Origin of the sequence: Anaerocolumna sedimenticola, assembly GCF_009931695.1 — a bacterium.
GTDB lineage: Bacteria > Bacillota > Clostridia > Lachnospirales > Lachnospiraceae > Anaerocolumna > Anaerocolumna sedimenticola.
Genome location: NZ_CP048000.1, coordinates 5,396,723 through 5,412,193, shown reverse-complemented (window position 1 = coordinate 5,412,193; position 15,471 = coordinate 5,396,723). Strand labels below are relative to the sequence as shown.

General features: G+C 35.8%; 16 protein-coding genes and 1 pseudogene. 15 read left to right on the top strand and 2 right to left on the bottom strand.

The genetic code is table 11. From position 1 onward, the window contains the following. Positions 1-71 precede the first annotated feature (71 nt). Positions 72-1,270: pseudogene (locus Ana3638_RS24160) on the top strand (MFS transporter). A gap of 142 nt (positions 1,271-1,412) precedes the next feature. Then, positions 1,413-1,898 carry a GNAT family N-acetyltransferase gene (locus Ana3638_RS24155; RefSeq protein ID WP_161840302.1) on the top strand — a complete coding sequence of 162 codons (486 nt, stop codon included), beginning with the start codon at positions 1,413-1,415 and terminating at the stop codon, positions 1,896-1,898. A gap of 32 nt (positions 1,899-1,930) precedes the next feature. Here the strand turns inward: Ana3638_RS24155 and Ana3638_RS24150 are convergent, their stop codons facing one another. Both Ana3638_RS24150 and Ana3638_RS24145 read right to left on the bottom strand, forming a co-directional pair. Beyond that, entirely contained in the window at positions 1,931-2,569 is a 639-nt protein-coding gene (locus tag Ana3638_RS24150; protein ID WP_161840301.1) for an SIMPL domain-containing protein, read from the bottom strand. Positions 2,570-2,641: 72 nt separating this feature from the next. Continuing rightward, positions 2,642-3,628, bottom strand: coding sequence for a GIY-YIG nuclease family protein (locus tag Ana3638_RS24145; protein ID WP_161840300.1), 987 nt, complete (start codon positions 3,626-3,628; stop codon positions 2,642-2,644). Between the two features lie 359 nt (positions 3,629-3,987). Here Ana3638_RS24145 and Ana3638_RS24140 point away from each other — a divergent pair, with 359 nt between their 5' ends. The 13 genes from Ana3638_RS24140 to Ana3638_RS24085 all read left to right on the top strand — a co-directional run bounded on the left by Ana3638_RS24140 (position 3,988) and on the right by Ana3638_RS24085 (position 15,470). After that, positions 3,988-4,449, top strand: a complete 462-nt coding sequence (locus tag Ana3638_RS24140; RefSeq protein WP_161840299.1) for a helix-turn-helix domain-containing protein — start codon at positions 3,988-3,990, stop codon at positions 4,447-4,449. Then, complete coding sequence (locus Ana3638_RS24135; protein WP_161840298.1) at positions 4,434-4,823, top strand: hypothetical protein; 390 nt, start codon at positions 4,434-4,436, stop codon at positions 4,821-4,823. Before Ana3638_RS24140 ends, Ana3638_RS24135 begins: the two co-directional genes overlap by 16 nt. A 40-nt stretch (positions 4,824-4,863) precedes the next feature. Then, positions 4,864-5,922: an ABC transporter ATP-binding protein gene (locus Ana3638_RS24130; RefSeq protein WP_161840297.1), complete on the top strand. Its 1,059-nt coding sequence runs from the start codon at positions 4,864-4,866 to the stop codon at positions 5,920-5,922. 35 nt (positions 5,923-5,957) lie between these two features. Further along, the gene (locus Ana3638_RS24125; RefSeq protein ID WP_246240603.1) at positions 5,958-6,509 is read left to right on the top strand and encodes an ATP-binding cassette domain-containing protein; all 552 of its coding nucleotides are present in this window, start codon (positions 5,958-5,960) and stop codon (positions 6,507-6,509) included. Beyond that, positions 6,503-8,119: an ABC transporter ATP-binding protein gene (locus Ana3638_RS24120; protein WP_161840296.1), complete on the top strand. Its 1,617-nt coding sequence runs from the start codon at positions 6,503-6,505 to the stop codon at positions 8,117-8,119. The genes Ana3638_RS24125 and Ana3638_RS24120 overlap by 7 nt, the downstream gene beginning before the upstream one ends. A 615-nt stretch (positions 8,120-8,734) precedes the next feature. Next, positions 8,735-10,105, top strand: a complete 1,371-nt coding sequence (gene hflX / locus Ana3638_RS24115; RefSeq protein ID WP_161840295.1) for a GTPase HflX — start codon at positions 8,735-8,737, stop codon at positions 10,103-10,105. A 320-nt stretch (positions 10,106-10,425) separates the two neighbouring features. After that, positions 10,426-11,004, top strand: a complete 579-nt coding sequence (locus Ana3638_RS24110; protein WP_161840294.1) for a manganese efflux pump MntP — start codon at positions 10,426-10,428, stop codon at positions 11,002-11,004. 13 nt (positions 11,005-11,017) lie between these two features. Beyond that, positions 11,018-11,239 carry a hypothetical protein gene (locus tag Ana3638_RS25605; RefSeq protein ID WP_246240600.1) on the top strand — a complete coding sequence of 74 codons (222 nt, stop codon included), beginning with the start codon at positions 11,018-11,020 and terminating at the stop codon, positions 11,237-11,239. Next, positions 11,185-11,487 carry a homocysteine S-methyltransferase family protein gene (locus tag Ana3638_RS25600; protein WP_330588060.1) on the top strand — a complete coding sequence of 101 codons (303 nt, stop codon included), beginning with the start codon at positions 11,185-11,187 and terminating at the stop codon, positions 11,485-11,487. The genes Ana3638_RS25605 and Ana3638_RS25600 overlap by 55 nt, the downstream gene beginning before the upstream one ends. Positions 11,488-11,631: 144 nt before the next feature. Then, on the top strand, positions 11,632-12,657 hold the full coding sequence (locus Ana3638_RS24100) for a threonine aldolase family protein (protein WP_161840293.1): 1,026 nt from the start codon (positions 11,632-11,634) through the stop codon (positions 12,655-12,657). Positions 12,658-12,876: 219 nt separating this feature from the next. Further along, positions 12,877-13,329 (top strand): GNAT family N-acetyltransferase, encoded by a 453-nt coding sequence (locus tag Ana3638_RS24095; protein ID WP_161840292.1) that lies wholly within the window; start codon positions 12,877-12,879, stop codon positions 13,327-13,329. A 194-nt stretch (positions 13,330-13,523) separates the two neighbouring features. Beyond that, positions 13,524-14,417, top strand: coding sequence for an SDR family oxidoreductase (locus tag Ana3638_RS24090; RefSeq protein ID WP_161840291.1), 894 nt, complete (start codon positions 13,524-13,526; stop codon positions 14,415-14,417). A gap of 264 nt (positions 14,418-14,681) precedes the next feature. Continuing rightward, on the top strand, positions 14,682-15,470 hold the full coding sequence (locus tag Ana3638_RS24085) for a SagB/ThcOx family dehydrogenase (RefSeq protein WP_246240595.1): 789 nt from the start codon (positions 14,682-14,684) through the stop codon (positions 15,468-15,470). The last annotated feature ends 1 nt before the right edge of the window (position 15,471 follow it).

The following is a 15,471-nucleotide window of genomic DNA, read 5'->3' as shown; positions in this document are numbered from 1 at the left end:
AATCCGTCTAAAATGAAACAAACGTTTACAAATTTAACTTAATCATGTTTATATGACAGCGAGGTCAACCAATGAAAAAGATAAAAGAAAATTATAATTATACTATCTATGCCGCTTATCTTGGGTATATCACCCAGGCTATTATTGTAAATTTTGCTCCCTTATTATTTATAACCTTTCACAAAAACTATCATATCAGTCTTGATAAAATTGCATTGCTGGTTACCCTGAATTTTGGAATTCAATTAACCGTTGATTTTTGCTCGGTTATGTGGATTGATAAAATCGGTTATCGTATATCAGTAGTTGCCGCACATATCTTTGCGGCAGCCGGACTGATCGGCTTGGCCGCTTTACCTAATATTTTCCCTGATGCTTATATCGGAATTCTGATAGCAGTTGTTTTCTATGCCATTGGCGGAGGGTTAATCGAAGTTTTGGTAAGCCCATTGTTGAGGCATGTCCTACGGAGAAAAAAGAAGCTGCCATGAGTTTACTCCATTCCTTTTATTGCTGGGGACAGGTATTCGTAGTAATAGCAAGCACGGTTTTCTTTTCAGTATTTGGACTAAAGAACTGGGGGATATTAGCATGTCTTTGGGCAATCATTCCTTTGTTTAACTGTTTCTTTTTTAGCAGGGTTCCTATAAAGGTACTGGTGGAAGAGGGAGAGAGTATGAGTATTAAACAACTCCTCAGTAATAAAATTTTCTGGCTGTTGGCATTACTCATGATGAGTGCAGGAGCATCGGAACTTGGTATGAGCCAGTGGGCTTCTGCATTTGCCGAGTCGGGACTGGGCGTATCTAAAACGATAGGTGATCTGGCCGGCCCCTGTGCATTTGCACTTTTTATGGGAAGTACCAGGGTATTTTTCGGTAAATACAGTGAAAAAATCAATCTGAAAAGATTTATGTTTATCAGCGGTATCTTATGTATCGTTAGTTATTTATTGGCAGCTCTTTCTAAAAATCCAATACTCGCTTTAGTCGGATGTTCCCTTTGCGGACTTTCCGTTGGTATCATGTGGCCGGGAAGCCTTAGTTTAGCGTCAAAAGCTTTAAAAAGAGGAGGAACCGCATTATTTGCTTTTCTTGCATTGGCAGGAGATATCGGTTGCTCTATAGGGCCGGGTTTGGTTGGAGTTGTATCAGAAAAAACGGGTGAAAATCTGCAAAATGGTTTACTGGCTGCTACAATATTTCCGTTCATACTAATTCTGGGACTTATATTTAATAGCAGATTTATAAAAGTGAAAAATGATCTATAGGTTGCATAAGGTAAGATTGATTATATTTTGATATATTTAGAATGAAAATTGTAAAATCAAATGTCTAATACATATATTTTTTATGAATTACTATAGGTTTTACTATTATAATAAAAAGATTTTAATTCAGGAGATTTGTAACATGCTAATAAGACAAGCCAAACTCTCGGAAAGAGAGGAATTATTTCGGGAAGCTTATAAAGAATGGAGCAAAAACAGGACTTTTGAACAATATAAGGCGGATAACAGTAAAGAAGACGAATTTGGTGTAAGATATGTAATAGAAGAGGACGGGAAAATCGTCAGTTCCTTGATTATGCTGAATTTAAAAGAACTGTTCGGTTATAAAGTATATGGATTTGGCTCCGTATTAACACCGTTGGAATTTGCCGGTAAGGGATATGCTACCAGCTTATTAAACGATTGCATGGGAAAAATTGATAGAGAAAACAGCATTATCTTTTTATATTCAGAAATCAACCCGGTATTTTATGAAAGATTAGGTTTTAAAATTCTGCCTTCTTATTTGCAAAAAGATAAGAAGGCAGTCTGCATGGCATTGTGTAAAGATATCATATGGTTGAAACTGCAGAATACCTCAATAAACCGGATACCGGATTATTTTTAATATAGGAACAAATTAAAATTTTAAAGTTGCATTCAGTAATTAAAATCAATCGTCACAAAAGCTTCAATGATTTTATTTCCGGGTTCAATCGGGGTTACAAAGGTACGCTCTCTGGTGACTGCGCTTTGGGAGTAGGGTATCGGCGGCGTACTGTTTTCAATAATATGTACCGGAAAAGGCTCCAAAGGCAGACCTAATAGTTCAGCTAATGATTTTGCTTTATCCATGGCACTCATAACAGCCAGATTTAAGGCCTGCTGGTAATAAGCTCCTAACTCCGATACCTCAAAGGAGATAAATTCTACAATATTGGCACCATTTGCTACGGCGGTATCAATTACCATCCCCACCTGCTCCATATTATCCAATCTGATCTCCAGAATATTACGGACGGCATAACCTCTGTCAACTTGTGTACCATTTTCATAATCATAACGTTTCTCAATTATATACTGATATGTCTTAATGTCCGTAATGCCAAGTCGTTTTAAGGCGTGGATGACAGCCTGGCTTAACTGTGCATTTTCCGCCTGAATTGCCATTAAATTATCACCGGTTGTTTCAACCCCAAGACGGATAACTGCTATATCCGGGACAGCGGTAATCTGACCCTGACCGGTTAATGTCATGGTTTTATATCTCAGATGACTGTCTGTATTAAATCTAGACATTACTTTCCCCTAATAATATGCTTATATAAGTATATGAAACAGGGTTGCAGATAAATGTTATATTTAAGAATTTTATAAAAGCATAACCATATCCTCCGGTAAAGCCATAATCTCCGAACATAAAATATCGCGGAAATCAATGTGTTTCTTTTCTGTTATTTCTAAATTCGAATTGCTGTCTGGAACGGTCCTTGTTAATTCCATATTTGACTTTCCTTTTTTAATAAATTTCTTGATATCTTTCCCTTGGAGGATAGAGAACTTTTCTTTTAAAACGACTTTACCATCGGAGATATAAAATAGTTTAGTACCCTCAGGATATGGAATTTTTAAGAGTATACTTCTGTTTAAAAGATTTTCATATGCGCTGATTCCGTGAGTTATATATTTTAAACCGTTCATCATATCCCGGTACATGGAAGCAGTTTCATATTTATAGAAAGAGGCCGCTTCCATCATTTTTACTTCCAATTCGGAAAGAAATAAGCTGAACTTAAGAGGATCGGAGAATAATTCAAGAAGATTAATTCTGTTTTCTTCAAATTCATCTTTGGTAAGAGAAACCGGAAGTAAATGATATTCAAATACATAGGTATGGTCTTTTTTGGCTATAGGATATATATTTTTTAAGGAATTAACAATATCCAATAAGGTATATCTGCTTCGAAAGGGTCCAAACGAAAACTCTTCCCTTTCAGCTATTACGGTTAACGGATTATAAGAGTTATACTCTGCAACCTTCAGATAAACATATCTCTGATCGTTTTTCATCTGTGCATTAAAATAAGGTTTTAGTGTTTTAATTAATTCACATTCCAATAATCTGGCCTCTAAGTGGGTATCGGTAACGATAAATTCCACATCCTGTATAAAGCAAATCATTTTTTTTACTTTTTCCCATTTGGGTGATTTTGTGAAATAAGATTTTACCCTGTTTTTTAAACACTTACTTTTACCTACATATATAATATTACCACCTGCATCATAAAATTTATAAATGCCCGGAAGTTCAGGTATAGTATTAAGTTTTTCTTTTAATTCATTTGTAATATCCGACAATTTTGTCACCTTTTTCCATTTTGTTTATTCTAATTTCCCTGATTCTATATTATAATGAAATCCATAAAGTTACAATATGGGAATAGCAGTAATGAAAGTTTAAAAAACTAAAGTAATGCTTGAGTTTATGATTTTGGTATGAAAAAGAAACCGCTTCGCAGTTTCTTTTTCATGTAGTATTTGAGGCCTTTAAGGTCATGTTACATTTGTATCAATGAACGATTTAGAGCGCATTCAAGCATTAGTTGCTTTTTATTTTTCCATAGAATGCTAAAATAAAAGCACAAGTTACCGGTAAACTTGGTATACATTTAAAACGTTTTGTAAACTTAAAATAAATTTAATAAGGAGAATCTTTTATGTTTAATACCAGTAATGTTGGAAAAAAGATAGCACAACTTCGTAAAGAAAAAAATATGACTCAAATGGAATTAGCGGATATATTAGGTGTCAGTTATCAGGCTGTCAGTAACTGGGAGAGAGGAAATTCCATGCCGGATATTTCTAAACTACCGGAACTGGTGGAGTTATTAGGCTGTAGTATAGATAGTCTCTTATCTGATAAAAAAGAAAGTGCGTTAGTGGAGCATGTAATAAAAGGAGATGCAGCTCAATTTGTTAAAGAAGAGAAAGTATCAGTTGAAACCCTGGCTGCTGCGGCTCCGGTATTAAAACCGAGCCAGACGGAAAATCTCATGGATACGGTTATCAGAGACAATGAAGAACTGCTTAATACAAAAGATTTACTAAGTATCGCACCTTTTGTCAGTGAAGACTTTTTAGAATACTGGGTGAAAAAATTGATGTGGTTAACAATATAGACGATATAGTAAAACTCGCTCCTTTTTTAGAGGAAGATCTGTTAGATTATCTGGCAGAAAAAATTACCGAAGAAGTTAATATATCACAAATATCTAATTTGGCTCCTCACTTAAGCGAAGAGACCTTGGATAAATTAGTAATTAAAGTAGTAAAAACAGGTACGGTAAGAATGAAAGACTTAGTTGGCCTGGCCCCTTTTTTAAGTGAAGAGACTCTGGACAAGGTAGTTATGAAAGCCCTGGACAATGGAAATATTGAGGAATGTACGGGACTATATCCATTTTTGGAAGAGGATACTTTACATAAGCTGGCTGACAAATTAGTGAAAAAATACGGATTTAATGCTATAAAAGGTCTGGCACCTTTTCTATAAAATAATAAAAGTAAAATAAAAGGGGAGTAGATTAAGATATATGAGAGAATTATTATTAAGGAGAAAATCTAAATTTATACAATACCTGTTTGCCACCTTTTTGTTTATTATTGACCATTTTGTTCAGATGGGTATCTTTGCCCTTATCTTAGGGGCAATTCAAAAGGGCGATATAAAATATTATAAAACGGTAGTTATCGTAACAATAGTGTTCATCATCTATACACCGATAAACTTTTTATTATCAAGAATGCTTCGGATACGTTATATGAGAGATACGATTTTAGATGTAAGAAAACAAGCGTTTGATAAAATTATGAATCTGTCATTTAAACAATTCACTCAAAAATCCAAAGAAATATACATATCGAATTTAATTAACGATGTAAATACCTTTGAAAATAAATTCTTTATCAGTTTATTAAATTATTTGATTAACATGGGTATGTATGTTTTCTCTGTATTATTTTTAATTTTATTGGACTATAAGCTGGCAGCAGGCATGTTTTTATTTTCCTTGTTATTATTTTTATTAGCCCATTTGTTTACCAGGAAAATGACTGCCCTGGAGCAATCCGTATCCGAATATAACGAACGGTTTACTACGGATATGTCTAATACATTTAACGGAATTGAGATATTAAAGTTAAATAATATCGAAGAAAAATTTTTAAAGAAAAGCATTGGTACTATTAACCGGACGGAACAGAAAAAGTATGCAGCCAATGTCTTTAATGAATTTCAGAGAAATGTAATACGAGTTCCTGGTTTCATCGTATCTGTAGTGGTTTTGATCTACCTGGCTAATGAGTTTCAGACAGGGCTGTCCCTGGCAGAGGCCGGTCTGACATTTCAGTTGTGCAGCTCTATCAGCAATTTTTTAATCAGTGCTTTTCCGATGTGGAATCAGGTGAGGGCATCTGTCAGCATTTATGAAAAGATTGCAAAACCGGAGAGTTATCAAGAAAGCAGGCATAACAGCAGTAAAACTTTTGATTTTAAGGATAAGATAGAGGTTAGAGGAGTTAACTTTTCCTATGATAAGAAGCCAATTTTGCAAAATGCTTCCTTTACAATAGAGAAAGGAAAAAATATTTAATCAAAGGAGTCAGTGGTGCCGGAAAATCTACTTTAATGAATCTGCTTGCCATGGCAAATGATGATTACGAGGGAACTATAACGGTAGATAGTATGGACTATCGGGAAATAGAAGAAAAATCCTTTCATGATAAAGTAGCATTTATCTATCAGGACGTATTTTTATTCGAGGATACTATTAGGAATAATATCAGTCTTTATAAAGAAATTTCGGATGAACAGATGGAATATGCTGTTAAAGTATGCGGGTTGGAGCCTATAATTGAGGATAAAGGCGGCATGAATGAAAGGTTAAGGGAGAACGGAAAAAATTTGTCCGGAGGACAACGCCAAAGAATCTCCATTGCCAGAGCAATTGCTAAAAATGCGGAGATATTATTTGTGGATGAGGGGACTTCCAGCTTAAATGAAGAACTTGGCAGGGAGATAGAGAAAGTATTCTTATCTTTAAATAATACGGTTATTGCCATCAGCCACAGGTTTTATGAGGGAGTAACCGACCGCTATGATTATGTTATCGAACTAAAAAACGGCCTGGTTAACAGGTATCCAGCGAAAGAGTATTTTGATGAGGTGATAACATGGTAAAAAAATTGGTTCAGGTTTTGCCTTATTTTATCCTTGCAATGGGTTTTACAATTATAACAGCAATTTTAGACGGGCAGGTCTCAAGAAAAATGATGTTAATCCTGGATTATGCCTTAAAAGGGGATGTGAATACCTTAAAAGCCTTAACACCTGTACTATTATTAAACGCATCAGCGTTACTGCCTTTTGGTATAACCGTAGCATTAACCAATAACTTATACAAAAAGAAAGCAAATGTATTACTTAAAAAATATTATGTCACTAAGGTTTTTCATAAAGATATAGCTGAATTTCAGAAAGAAAATAATGCAAAATATCTGTCCAGTATGACCAATGATTTTAATACGCTGGAAAATAATCTGATTGCTGGTATTTATACAGTAGGGAATGGTACCGTAAGCTTTCTGGTAGGTATCTGGCTGATATCTACCGTGAACCGGTCAATGATACTTTTATCTCTTGTAATCATTGCCATAAACCTATTAATATCTGTTACAACTGCAAGACCTCTTAAAAAGGCATATAAAGAAAGAAGTGATATGTTTGACGGTTACACCTCTTATATTAAAGAAGTATTATCGGCATTTCACATTGTTAAAAATTATAACCTGCAGGATAAGGTAACAGATGATTATTATAAGAAAAGTAATGAGATTCAGTATAAAGGCTTTTTGATTGAGCGTATGATATCCTTCATAAACAGTACGGAGAATTTCGTTATGAATGGTTCCTTATACGGAGTTATTTGTTTTATCGGTTATTTTGCAGTCAAGGGTGATATAACCCCCGGCGGCGTCTTATTGGTTGTGGAAGGATTAGGACGTATGGCCTGGCCGTTGTTTGAAATCAGTGAAAGCCTGCCAAAACTATTTACTTCAGGAAACCTGATTAAGAAAATGGAAGATACCTTAAAGAATTCCAATACCCATGAAGAAACAGTAGAGCTTACGGAATTTAAGGATACGATTGAATTTCAGAATGTGGGATTTCATTATGAAGATGATGACAGGGTCATTTTATCCGATATTAACTTAGAGTTTAAAAAGAACGGTAAATATCTAATCGTGGGACCCAGCGGGGGCGGTAAATCTACCTTATTAAAGCTCTTCCGTAAATATTTTTATCCTACCTGGGGAGATATATTGATTGATGGCTATAATATGAAAGAAATTAAGAAAGAACAGTATTTTTCTCTGGTTGCCAATATTGAGCAGCAGGTATTTATCTTTGAAGACACGATTAAGAATAACATAACGTTGTATAAAGATTACTCGGAGGAAGAAATCAACACCGCAATAACTGCTTCCGGTCTTGACGGCTTTATACAAAATCTACCGGATGGCCTGAATACGGTTATTTATGATAACGGCCGAAATATATCCGGCGGTGAGAGAAGCCGAATCGTAATTGCAAGAGCGTTATTAAATAAAGCAAGTATCCTGTTTATGGATGAAGCGTTTGCTTCTTTGGATATGGAGAGAGCCAGGGAGATAGAAAATACGATCTTAAACCTTAAAGATATTACGGTTATCAATGTAAGTCATGTAATCTTTAAAGATACAAAACCAAAGTACGACAGAGTGATCACTGTTAAAAAGACAGCATATTAAGGAGTATTCTGTTATGTTATGAAGAAATACATAGGGTAAAGAGGAAGGGACCGTTAGGGTGCAAAAATGATTGTTAGAAATAGTAATCAGTAACAGGAAAAAAACTCCACAACCATGCAGAAAAATAGATTGAATTATATTTAGAATATGGTATAATATATATACTTTTAGGATTGGAGGGTTGCTTAAAAATGGGTATTTTTTTATATAAATTTCGTTTTAAAACTTTATGTAACTAATTTAATAGTGCTTAAAGACTCTGCCTGGTGCAGGGTAAACGGGATTGGTCTGCCTATTTTTAAGATAACCTTTTACGGAATGTAATACGGATATTGGAAAAAGGAGGGATAATCTGCCCTCTTTTTTGTATGCTTTTTTATACCCCTTGGCAAATTAAAGTAATAAAATAGTAAGTTTGAAAGATATGAAACAAATACGGAATTTATTTTATTAAATTAATATAAAGTTGGGGTAGGGCTAATGAAATAGACAATTAATTTTTATTTAGTTTATTGGGACTTTTATTATACTATTTATAATAATAAAAATTATAATATCCTCCGTTTATCAGTCACAGGCGGAAGTCTGCACATTTATCTGTATGGAGGATATTATATGGAACAAAGAGAAAAGGCGCTCCTTATTGGAGCCAACTTAAATGATAACGAAGACTTTACAAATTCCATGGAGGAATTAAGAAATCTGGCGGAAGCCTGTGATATTGATACGGTAAGTGAAGTGAGCCAGAATTTAAGCAGAATTAACGCTCAATATTATTTGGGAAAAGGAAAAATCCTGGAAATCAGCGAATTAGCCAAAGAAATTGGTGTGGATTTAGTAATTTTTAATGATGAATTATCGCCCTCCCAGGTACGAAACCTGGAAGAAACCGTAGAGTGCAGGGTAATAGACCGGACCGTATTAATATTAGATATATTTGCACAGAGGGCAAAAACCAAAGAAGCACAGCTTCAGGTTGAAATTGCAAAATTACAGTATATGCTGCCAAGGTTGATTGGTTCCGCAGAAGCTTTAGGACGTCAGGGTGGTGGCGCAGGATTAAAAAACAAAGGCTCAGGAGAAAAGAAATTAGAGTTAGACCGCAGAAAACTCGAAGACAGAATCAGTGCTCTTAATAAAGAACTGGAGCTACTAGTATCAAGGCGGCAGAATCAGCGTAAATGGAGAAAGAAAAATGAGATTCCCGTTGTTGCTTTAGTAGGGTATACCAATGCCGGTAAATCTACAATCATGAATGTTATGCTTGACCTTTATAATCCGAATGCGGAAAAAAAGGTATTTGAAAAGGATATGTTATTTGCGACCCTTGAAACTTCCGTAAGAAATATAACACTTCCGGATAATAAAAACTTTTTACTCACGGATACGGTTGGATTTATCAGTAAATTGCCTCATCATCTGGTGAAAGCATTCCGCTCCACCTTAGAAGAAGTAGCCGAGGCAGATTTGCTGATTCATGTGATTGATTATTCTAACCCAAATTATAAAGAACAAATGAAGGTTACCCAGGAAACCTTAAAGGAGTTGGGAGCTGATCAAATACCCGTTATCTATGCATTTAATAAAGTGGATCTGGCAAAGGGATACCAGGATAATGCTGATATGGACAGTATGGGTAGAGACGGTATGGATACGGATAATGCTGATGGGGACAATATAGATATGGTTAATACACTGTTGGATTTAAACAGAGAGCTTTCAATACAAGATTCCGTCATAATATCAGCAAAGAAAAAGATTGGGATGGATGGTTTAATAGCAGCCATTAAGAAACATGTTTTTGCTGATTATGTTAAACTGGAATTGCGTATCCCTTATCAAAACGGAAATGTGGTTTCGTATCTCAATGATCACGCATCCATTCTGTCCAGTCAATATGAGAATGACGGTATATGGATAGTGGCAGAGTGTAAGAAAACGGATTACGAGAAACTAAAGGTATACGAAGCAGCTCCTGGCCTGTAACAGAATATTTAAACAATACGGTTATTCTATAGCATTTCCTTGCAGTAAAAAAGTTATTGACAGACTTTTATCAATAAGCTATTATATTTTTATTGTGATAAGGGAGTAGTTAGCATGTTTGTGTAACGAAGCCAACATACTGATAGTTTCTATCTGGTTTTGTTTTAAATAACGAGACTTATCTACAGCTTTTTGGCTGTAGGTAGGTCTTTTTTTATCGGTGTGTCCAACAAAACTGGATCACACTAGCCACCCAGATGTAAAGAGAATATTACATGTGATGTTACAATTCTTATATTTTAATCAAAGGAGAAATCAGAATGAACTTATTGGAATTATTAATTTTAGCGGTTGGACTATCCATGGATGCATGTGCGGTAGCAGTATGTAAAGGTTTATCCTTTCGTAAGATTACACCTAAACATCTGATAACAGTAGGATTGTATTTTGGTATATTCCAGGCTGTTATGCCATTAATCGGTTACATACTGGGAATACAATTCAGTGATAAAATTACAAGTATTGATCATTGGATTGCATTTGTTTTATTAGGGATAATCGGAATACATATGATGAAAGAGGCTTTAAGTAAGGATGAGGAGTCCTGCTGCGGGGAAGAGAAAGATAACTCTTTAAGTTTTAAGAATATGGTGGTTTTAGCGATTGCAACAAGTATTGATGCTTTAGCTGTGGGTATTACCTTTGCCTTTTTAAAAGTAGATATCATACCGGCTGTATCATTTATCGGCTTGGTTACTTTCACTTTATCTGTAATTGGTGTTTTAATCGGGAATATCTTTGGTGCTAAATTTAAATCAAAAGCTGAATTAGCCGGAGGTATTATATTAGTCTGTCTTGGTATTAAGATATTATTACAGCATCTTGGAATTTTGGGCTGAGGGTGAGTAAGATATGAATTTTAAAGAATGCTTTGAAAATAATGAGGTTATATTAATGGAGGGCGCTGTCGGAGAACGGTTAAAAAATGAGTATAATATTTATCCGGACAAACAGGTAGCACTGGCCGGACTTATTTATAGGGAAGATATTAGGCCGGTACTTAAAAAAATATATAGCCAATATGTAGAAATTGGGTTAAAATATGGATATCCCGTGTACATCCGAATATTTTAAATAAAGCCCTAAATTGTTCTTTTAATCAGGTACCTGAGGTGTTTAAGAGGTTTTGTGGTATTCAGGCCAATGCATCACCCATGGCACCGGAAGAGTTAGAGAGCGGCAGTGAAATTATAATATCTGATTATAATGAACTAGCTGATGGAATAATAAAATTACATCAGGAATATAATCTAAAAATTCTAGGCGGATGCTGTGGAACGGACCATATTTATATGGAAGAAGTGGCAAAAAGGATAAAATAACAGGCAATTGGGAAACAAGTATATTGTTTCCCAATTATCTGGATTGAAATAATGATAGAAAGGAAGAAAGGGAGCTTTTGCATACTTTAGGAAAAGATCTACAATCACAAGATCTTGCAAAAGCTTCATAGAAGGAAAAAAGATATGTATAGTTTTATGAATGATTACAGCGAGGGTGCACATCCTGCTGTATTAGAGTTATTGATGAAGTCAAATCTGGAACAAAACGCAGGTTACGGGGAAGATATCCATACGGCGAAAGCAAAAGAAGCCATTAAAAAGCTGCTTCATAAAGACAATGTAGATATTCATTTTATTCCCGGCGGGACCCAGACGAATCTTCTGGTTATATCCTCCTTTTTACGTCCTTTTCAATGTGTAATAGCGGCAGAAACAGGTCATATTAACGTACATGAGACAGGAGCAATAGAAGCCACCGGTCATAAAGTAGTTGCCATGCCTTGTTTTGACGGTAAACTGACACCAGCCGTAATTCAGTCAGCTCTTGATCATCACACCGACGAACATATGGTACAGCCCAAAATGGTATATATCTCCAATTCAACGGAACTTGGAACTATCTATACTAAGGCTGAATTATCTGCTCTGCATAATATCTGTAAGGAAAAAGGACTGATTCTTTTTATGGATGGTGCTCGTATGGGATCAGCATTAACCAGTAAGGAAAATGATCTGGAATTGAGAGATATAGCTGAACTGGTGGATGTTTTTTACATCGGAGGTACCAAAAACGGCGCACTGCTTGGAGAGGCATTAATTATCTGCAAAGATGAACTTAAGGAAGATTTCCGCTATCTGATAAAACAAAGAGGTGCCTTAATGGCAAAAGGATTTGTTGTGGGAATTCAGTTTGAAGCTTTATTTGAAACTAACCTGTTTTTTGAACTTGGAGCCCATGCCAATCGTATGGCAGAGCAAATCGCTGATACCCTAAAAGAAAATGGTTATCCTTTCTTTGCTCCGGTTGGAACAAACCAGTTATTCCCCATACTTCCGGATGAAGCTATAGGAAAATTAGAAAAAGAATTTATTTTCTCCCTCCAAAAGAAGGTGGATGAAACACATAGTGCAGTACGTTTTGTTACTTCCTGGGCTACAACTCAAAAAAGTGTAGATGCTTTGTGTGAGTTTTTGCGCGGAATAAAATAATTTGGTGACTATTCAGTCAATATGCAGCGTATGAATACGTTTATGCACACACGAAACAAACATAAACGATTATTTTGGTGCTGGCTAACTCGAAATTCTAAAAAATTTCTCGAGACAGCTGAATAGTTACATAATTTACTATATACATGAGGAATAAGAATTACTTCAGAAAGGTCTGAAACATTCTTATTCCTTTCCTTTTAGAAACAGGAGATAATTATGGAATTCATTATAAAATTTACAGATGGTTCGGATCCGGATTTTGCTATACTATCAGATGAAGTGGAGCAGGAGTTTTATGAATTATACGGGGAAGAACAAAAGAAATATACCGCATACAATGGATTGGCTGGTATACACGATGTCATACTTTTATATACAAAAGATGTTCCATTTGCCTGTGCCGGGTTTAAGGTATTCGAAGGGAATACGGTAGAATTAAAAAGAGTATATGTAAACAAGGAATATAGAGGACACGGATATAGTACATATATAGTAAAGCAATTATTAGACAGGGCAAAGGAAAAGGGTTATAAAAGAATGATATTGGAGACCGGTTACAAACAGAAGACTGCAATAGCATTATATAAAAAACTGGGATTTCAAATTATGGAAAATTATGGGCAATATAGCGGAGACAGTAATAGTATCTGTATGAGTATAAAATTGTAGAAGATCTAGATTTATAAGCAATTGCGAAACTCCAATATTGTATCTATGTACCATGCAATTAATACAATTTCAGAGCTGAATCTTGCCCAGAGGGCATCTGAAGCTCTGAAATTCGTATCAATTGTATGGTACATTCGAAAAACCATATAGTTTCGCAATTACCTAGATTAAGATTTAAAAAGAAAGGAGCAGGTATGGAGGAGGCAACGAAAAAGTCAAATCCGGATCAGGAAGTAAAAAAGAAAATAGCTCTTGTGACAGGAGCCAATTCCGGAATGGGTAAAGCTACCGCTGCAGCCCTTGCTGATCAGGGGTTTCAGGTAGTTATGTTATGCAGGAGCAGGGAACGTGGGGAAACAGCTCTAAGTGAACTTCAGAGCGAAAAAGACCGTGACTTAAAGCTAATGTTATGTAATCTCGGAAGTATGCAGGATATACGGCGGTTTACGGAGGAATTTAAGGTATACTATGACAGGTTGGATGTGCTGGTAAATAATGCAGGTGTTATTTCTTTAGAAAGACGGGAAACAGAAGATGGTTTGGAAGAACAGTTTGGTGTAAACCATATAGGGCATTTTCTGTTAACGCTGCGCCTGTTGGATAAAATGAAACCCGGCAGCAGGATTGTAGTGGTATCGTCAGGAGCCCATAAAATCGGTAAGATTCATTTTAATAACTATAACTTAAAACACGGTTTTAATGTAATCACCGCTTATAGCCAATCAAAGCTTGCCAATATTTTATTTGCAAGAGAATTGGCAGAGCGATTAAGGGGGAGAGGTATTACGGTTAATTGCTGCCATCCCGGTGCAGTTGCAACTTCGATGGGTATTAACAGGGACACGGGGTTTGGTAAAACAATCGTGAAGCTTTTAAAACCGTACTTTCTGACTCCTGAAATGGGGGCCAGTACGGCGGTATATCTTGCTACCAGCCCGGATGTAGAACATGCTACCGGGAAATATTTTTATCGCTGCTGGATGACAAATACCTCTAAAGCAGCGAAAAGTAAAAAGGCAGCCAGGAAATTATTTATCTTAAGTGAGAAGATAACCGGTGAAAAACTCCAGAATTTATTGCCAAGATAAATTTAGGCCATAGGGTTTGATTTTTATTATCATAAATGAATATCCAAATGGTAAAGGTTTATAATTTATATGTAGTATTTTACAACCGGTTCTAAATAAATTATCAAAGTATAGTAACAAGTCTTGGTATAAGCAGGTCTATCTTAGTTCGCAAGCACAAGGGTAAATATTAATAAGGAGTTAATAACAATAAGATAATACAGTAAGAGGATAATAACTAACGAGGATAAGTTAATAAATTCTCTTAATAAGAGGAGATGAACTATGAACAAAGATGAAATAAATACAATGATTACGGAATTAAGAGAAATAATGAAAGCCCAGAGCGAAGAGTATACCAGCGACCAGGACTTGAGGTTACCCCAGCCGCCATTAAATAAAGCGAGTGTAAGTAATAAATTGATATCCTTAACTAAAGATTTTGATTCCGTAATAAAGAACAATCATTTTTTAAACATCCTTAATACCAGAACCAGTAAACGCAAATATACGGAGGAATTTCTTACTTTAGCGGAACTAGCTTTTCTTCTTTGGGCGACACAGGGAGTAAAACAGGTAGTTGGAAGGGAGAGAAAAGCAACCTTTCGTACCGTTCCTTCCGCCGGTGCAAGACATCCGTTTGAAACATATCTCTTTGTTAACCGGGTGGAAGAATTGGAACAGGGATTATATCATTATTTACCCCTGGAACATAAACTGGAGTATTTGGGCGCCATAGAAAATCAAACCGAAAAGGTTAGCGAAGCCTTTTGCGGACAGATTTTTTTTGCTACTGCAGCCGTTAGTTTTGTTTGGACCGTAATCCCGTACCGCAGTGAATGGCGTTATACTGTAAATGCACAGAAATATGTTTTGGTTGATGCCGGGCATCTGTGCCAGAATCTATATTTTGCCAGTGAGTCCATCGGATGCGGAGCCTGCGGCATCGGAGCTTATGAGCAGGCTTTGGCTGACGAATTATTAGGTCTTAATTCAGACCCTTCCAGTGCGGAAGATAATGAATTTGTAGTCTATGCGGCATCCGTTGGTAAGGTAGCTAAAAAGGAAGAGTAAC

Coding starts and splice junctions, on each gene's coding strand:
- Ana3638_RS24155 (WP_161840302.1), top strand. CDS start 1,413: ATGCTAATAAGACAAGCCAAACTCTCGGAAAGAGAGGAATTATTTCGG.
- hflX (WP_161840295.1), top strand. CDS start 8,735: ATGGAACAAAGAGAAAAGGCGCTCCTTATTGGAGCCAACTTAAATGAT.
- Ana3638_RS24150 (WP_161840301.1), bottom strand. CDS start 2,569: ATGTCTAGATTTAATACAGACAGTCATCTGAGATATAAAACCATGACA.
- Ana3638_RS24110 (WP_161840294.1), top strand. CDS start 10,426: ATGAACTTATTGGAATTATTAATTTTAGCGGTTGGACTATCCATGGAT.
- Ana3638_RS25605 (WP_246240600.1), top strand. CDS start 11,018: ATGAATTTTAAAGAATGCTTTGAAAATAATGAGGTTATATTAATGGAG.
- Ana3638_RS24095 (WP_161840292.1), top strand. CDS start 12,877: ATGGAATTCATTATAAAATTTACAGATGGTTCGGATCCGGATTTTGCT.
- Ana3638_RS24125 (WP_246240603.1), top strand. CDS start 5,958: ATGAATCTGCTTGCCATGGCAAATGATGATTACGAGGGAACTATAACG.
- Ana3638_RS24130 (WP_161840297.1), top strand. CDS start 4,864: ATGAGAGAATTATTATTAAGGAGAAAATCTAAATTTATACAATACCTG.
- Ana3638_RS24100 (WP_161840293.1), top strand. CDS start 11,632: ATGTATAGTTTTATGAATGATTACAGCGAGGGTGCACATCCTGCTGTA.
- Ana3638_RS24090 (WP_161840291.1), top strand. CDS start 13,524: ATGGAGGAGGCAACGAAAAAGTCAAATCCGGATCAGGAAGTAAAAAAG.
- Ana3638_RS24085 (WP_246240595.1), top strand. CDS start 14,682: ATGAACAAAGATGAAATAAATACAATGATTACGGAATTAAGAGAAATA.
- Ana3638_RS24140 (WP_161840299.1), top strand. CDS start 3,988: ATGTTTAATACCAGTAATGTTGGAAAAAAGATAGCACAACTTCGTAAA.
- Ana3638_RS24120 (WP_161840296.1), top strand. CDS start 6,503: ATGGTAAAAAAATTGGTTCAGGTTTTGCCTTATTTTATCCTTGCAATG.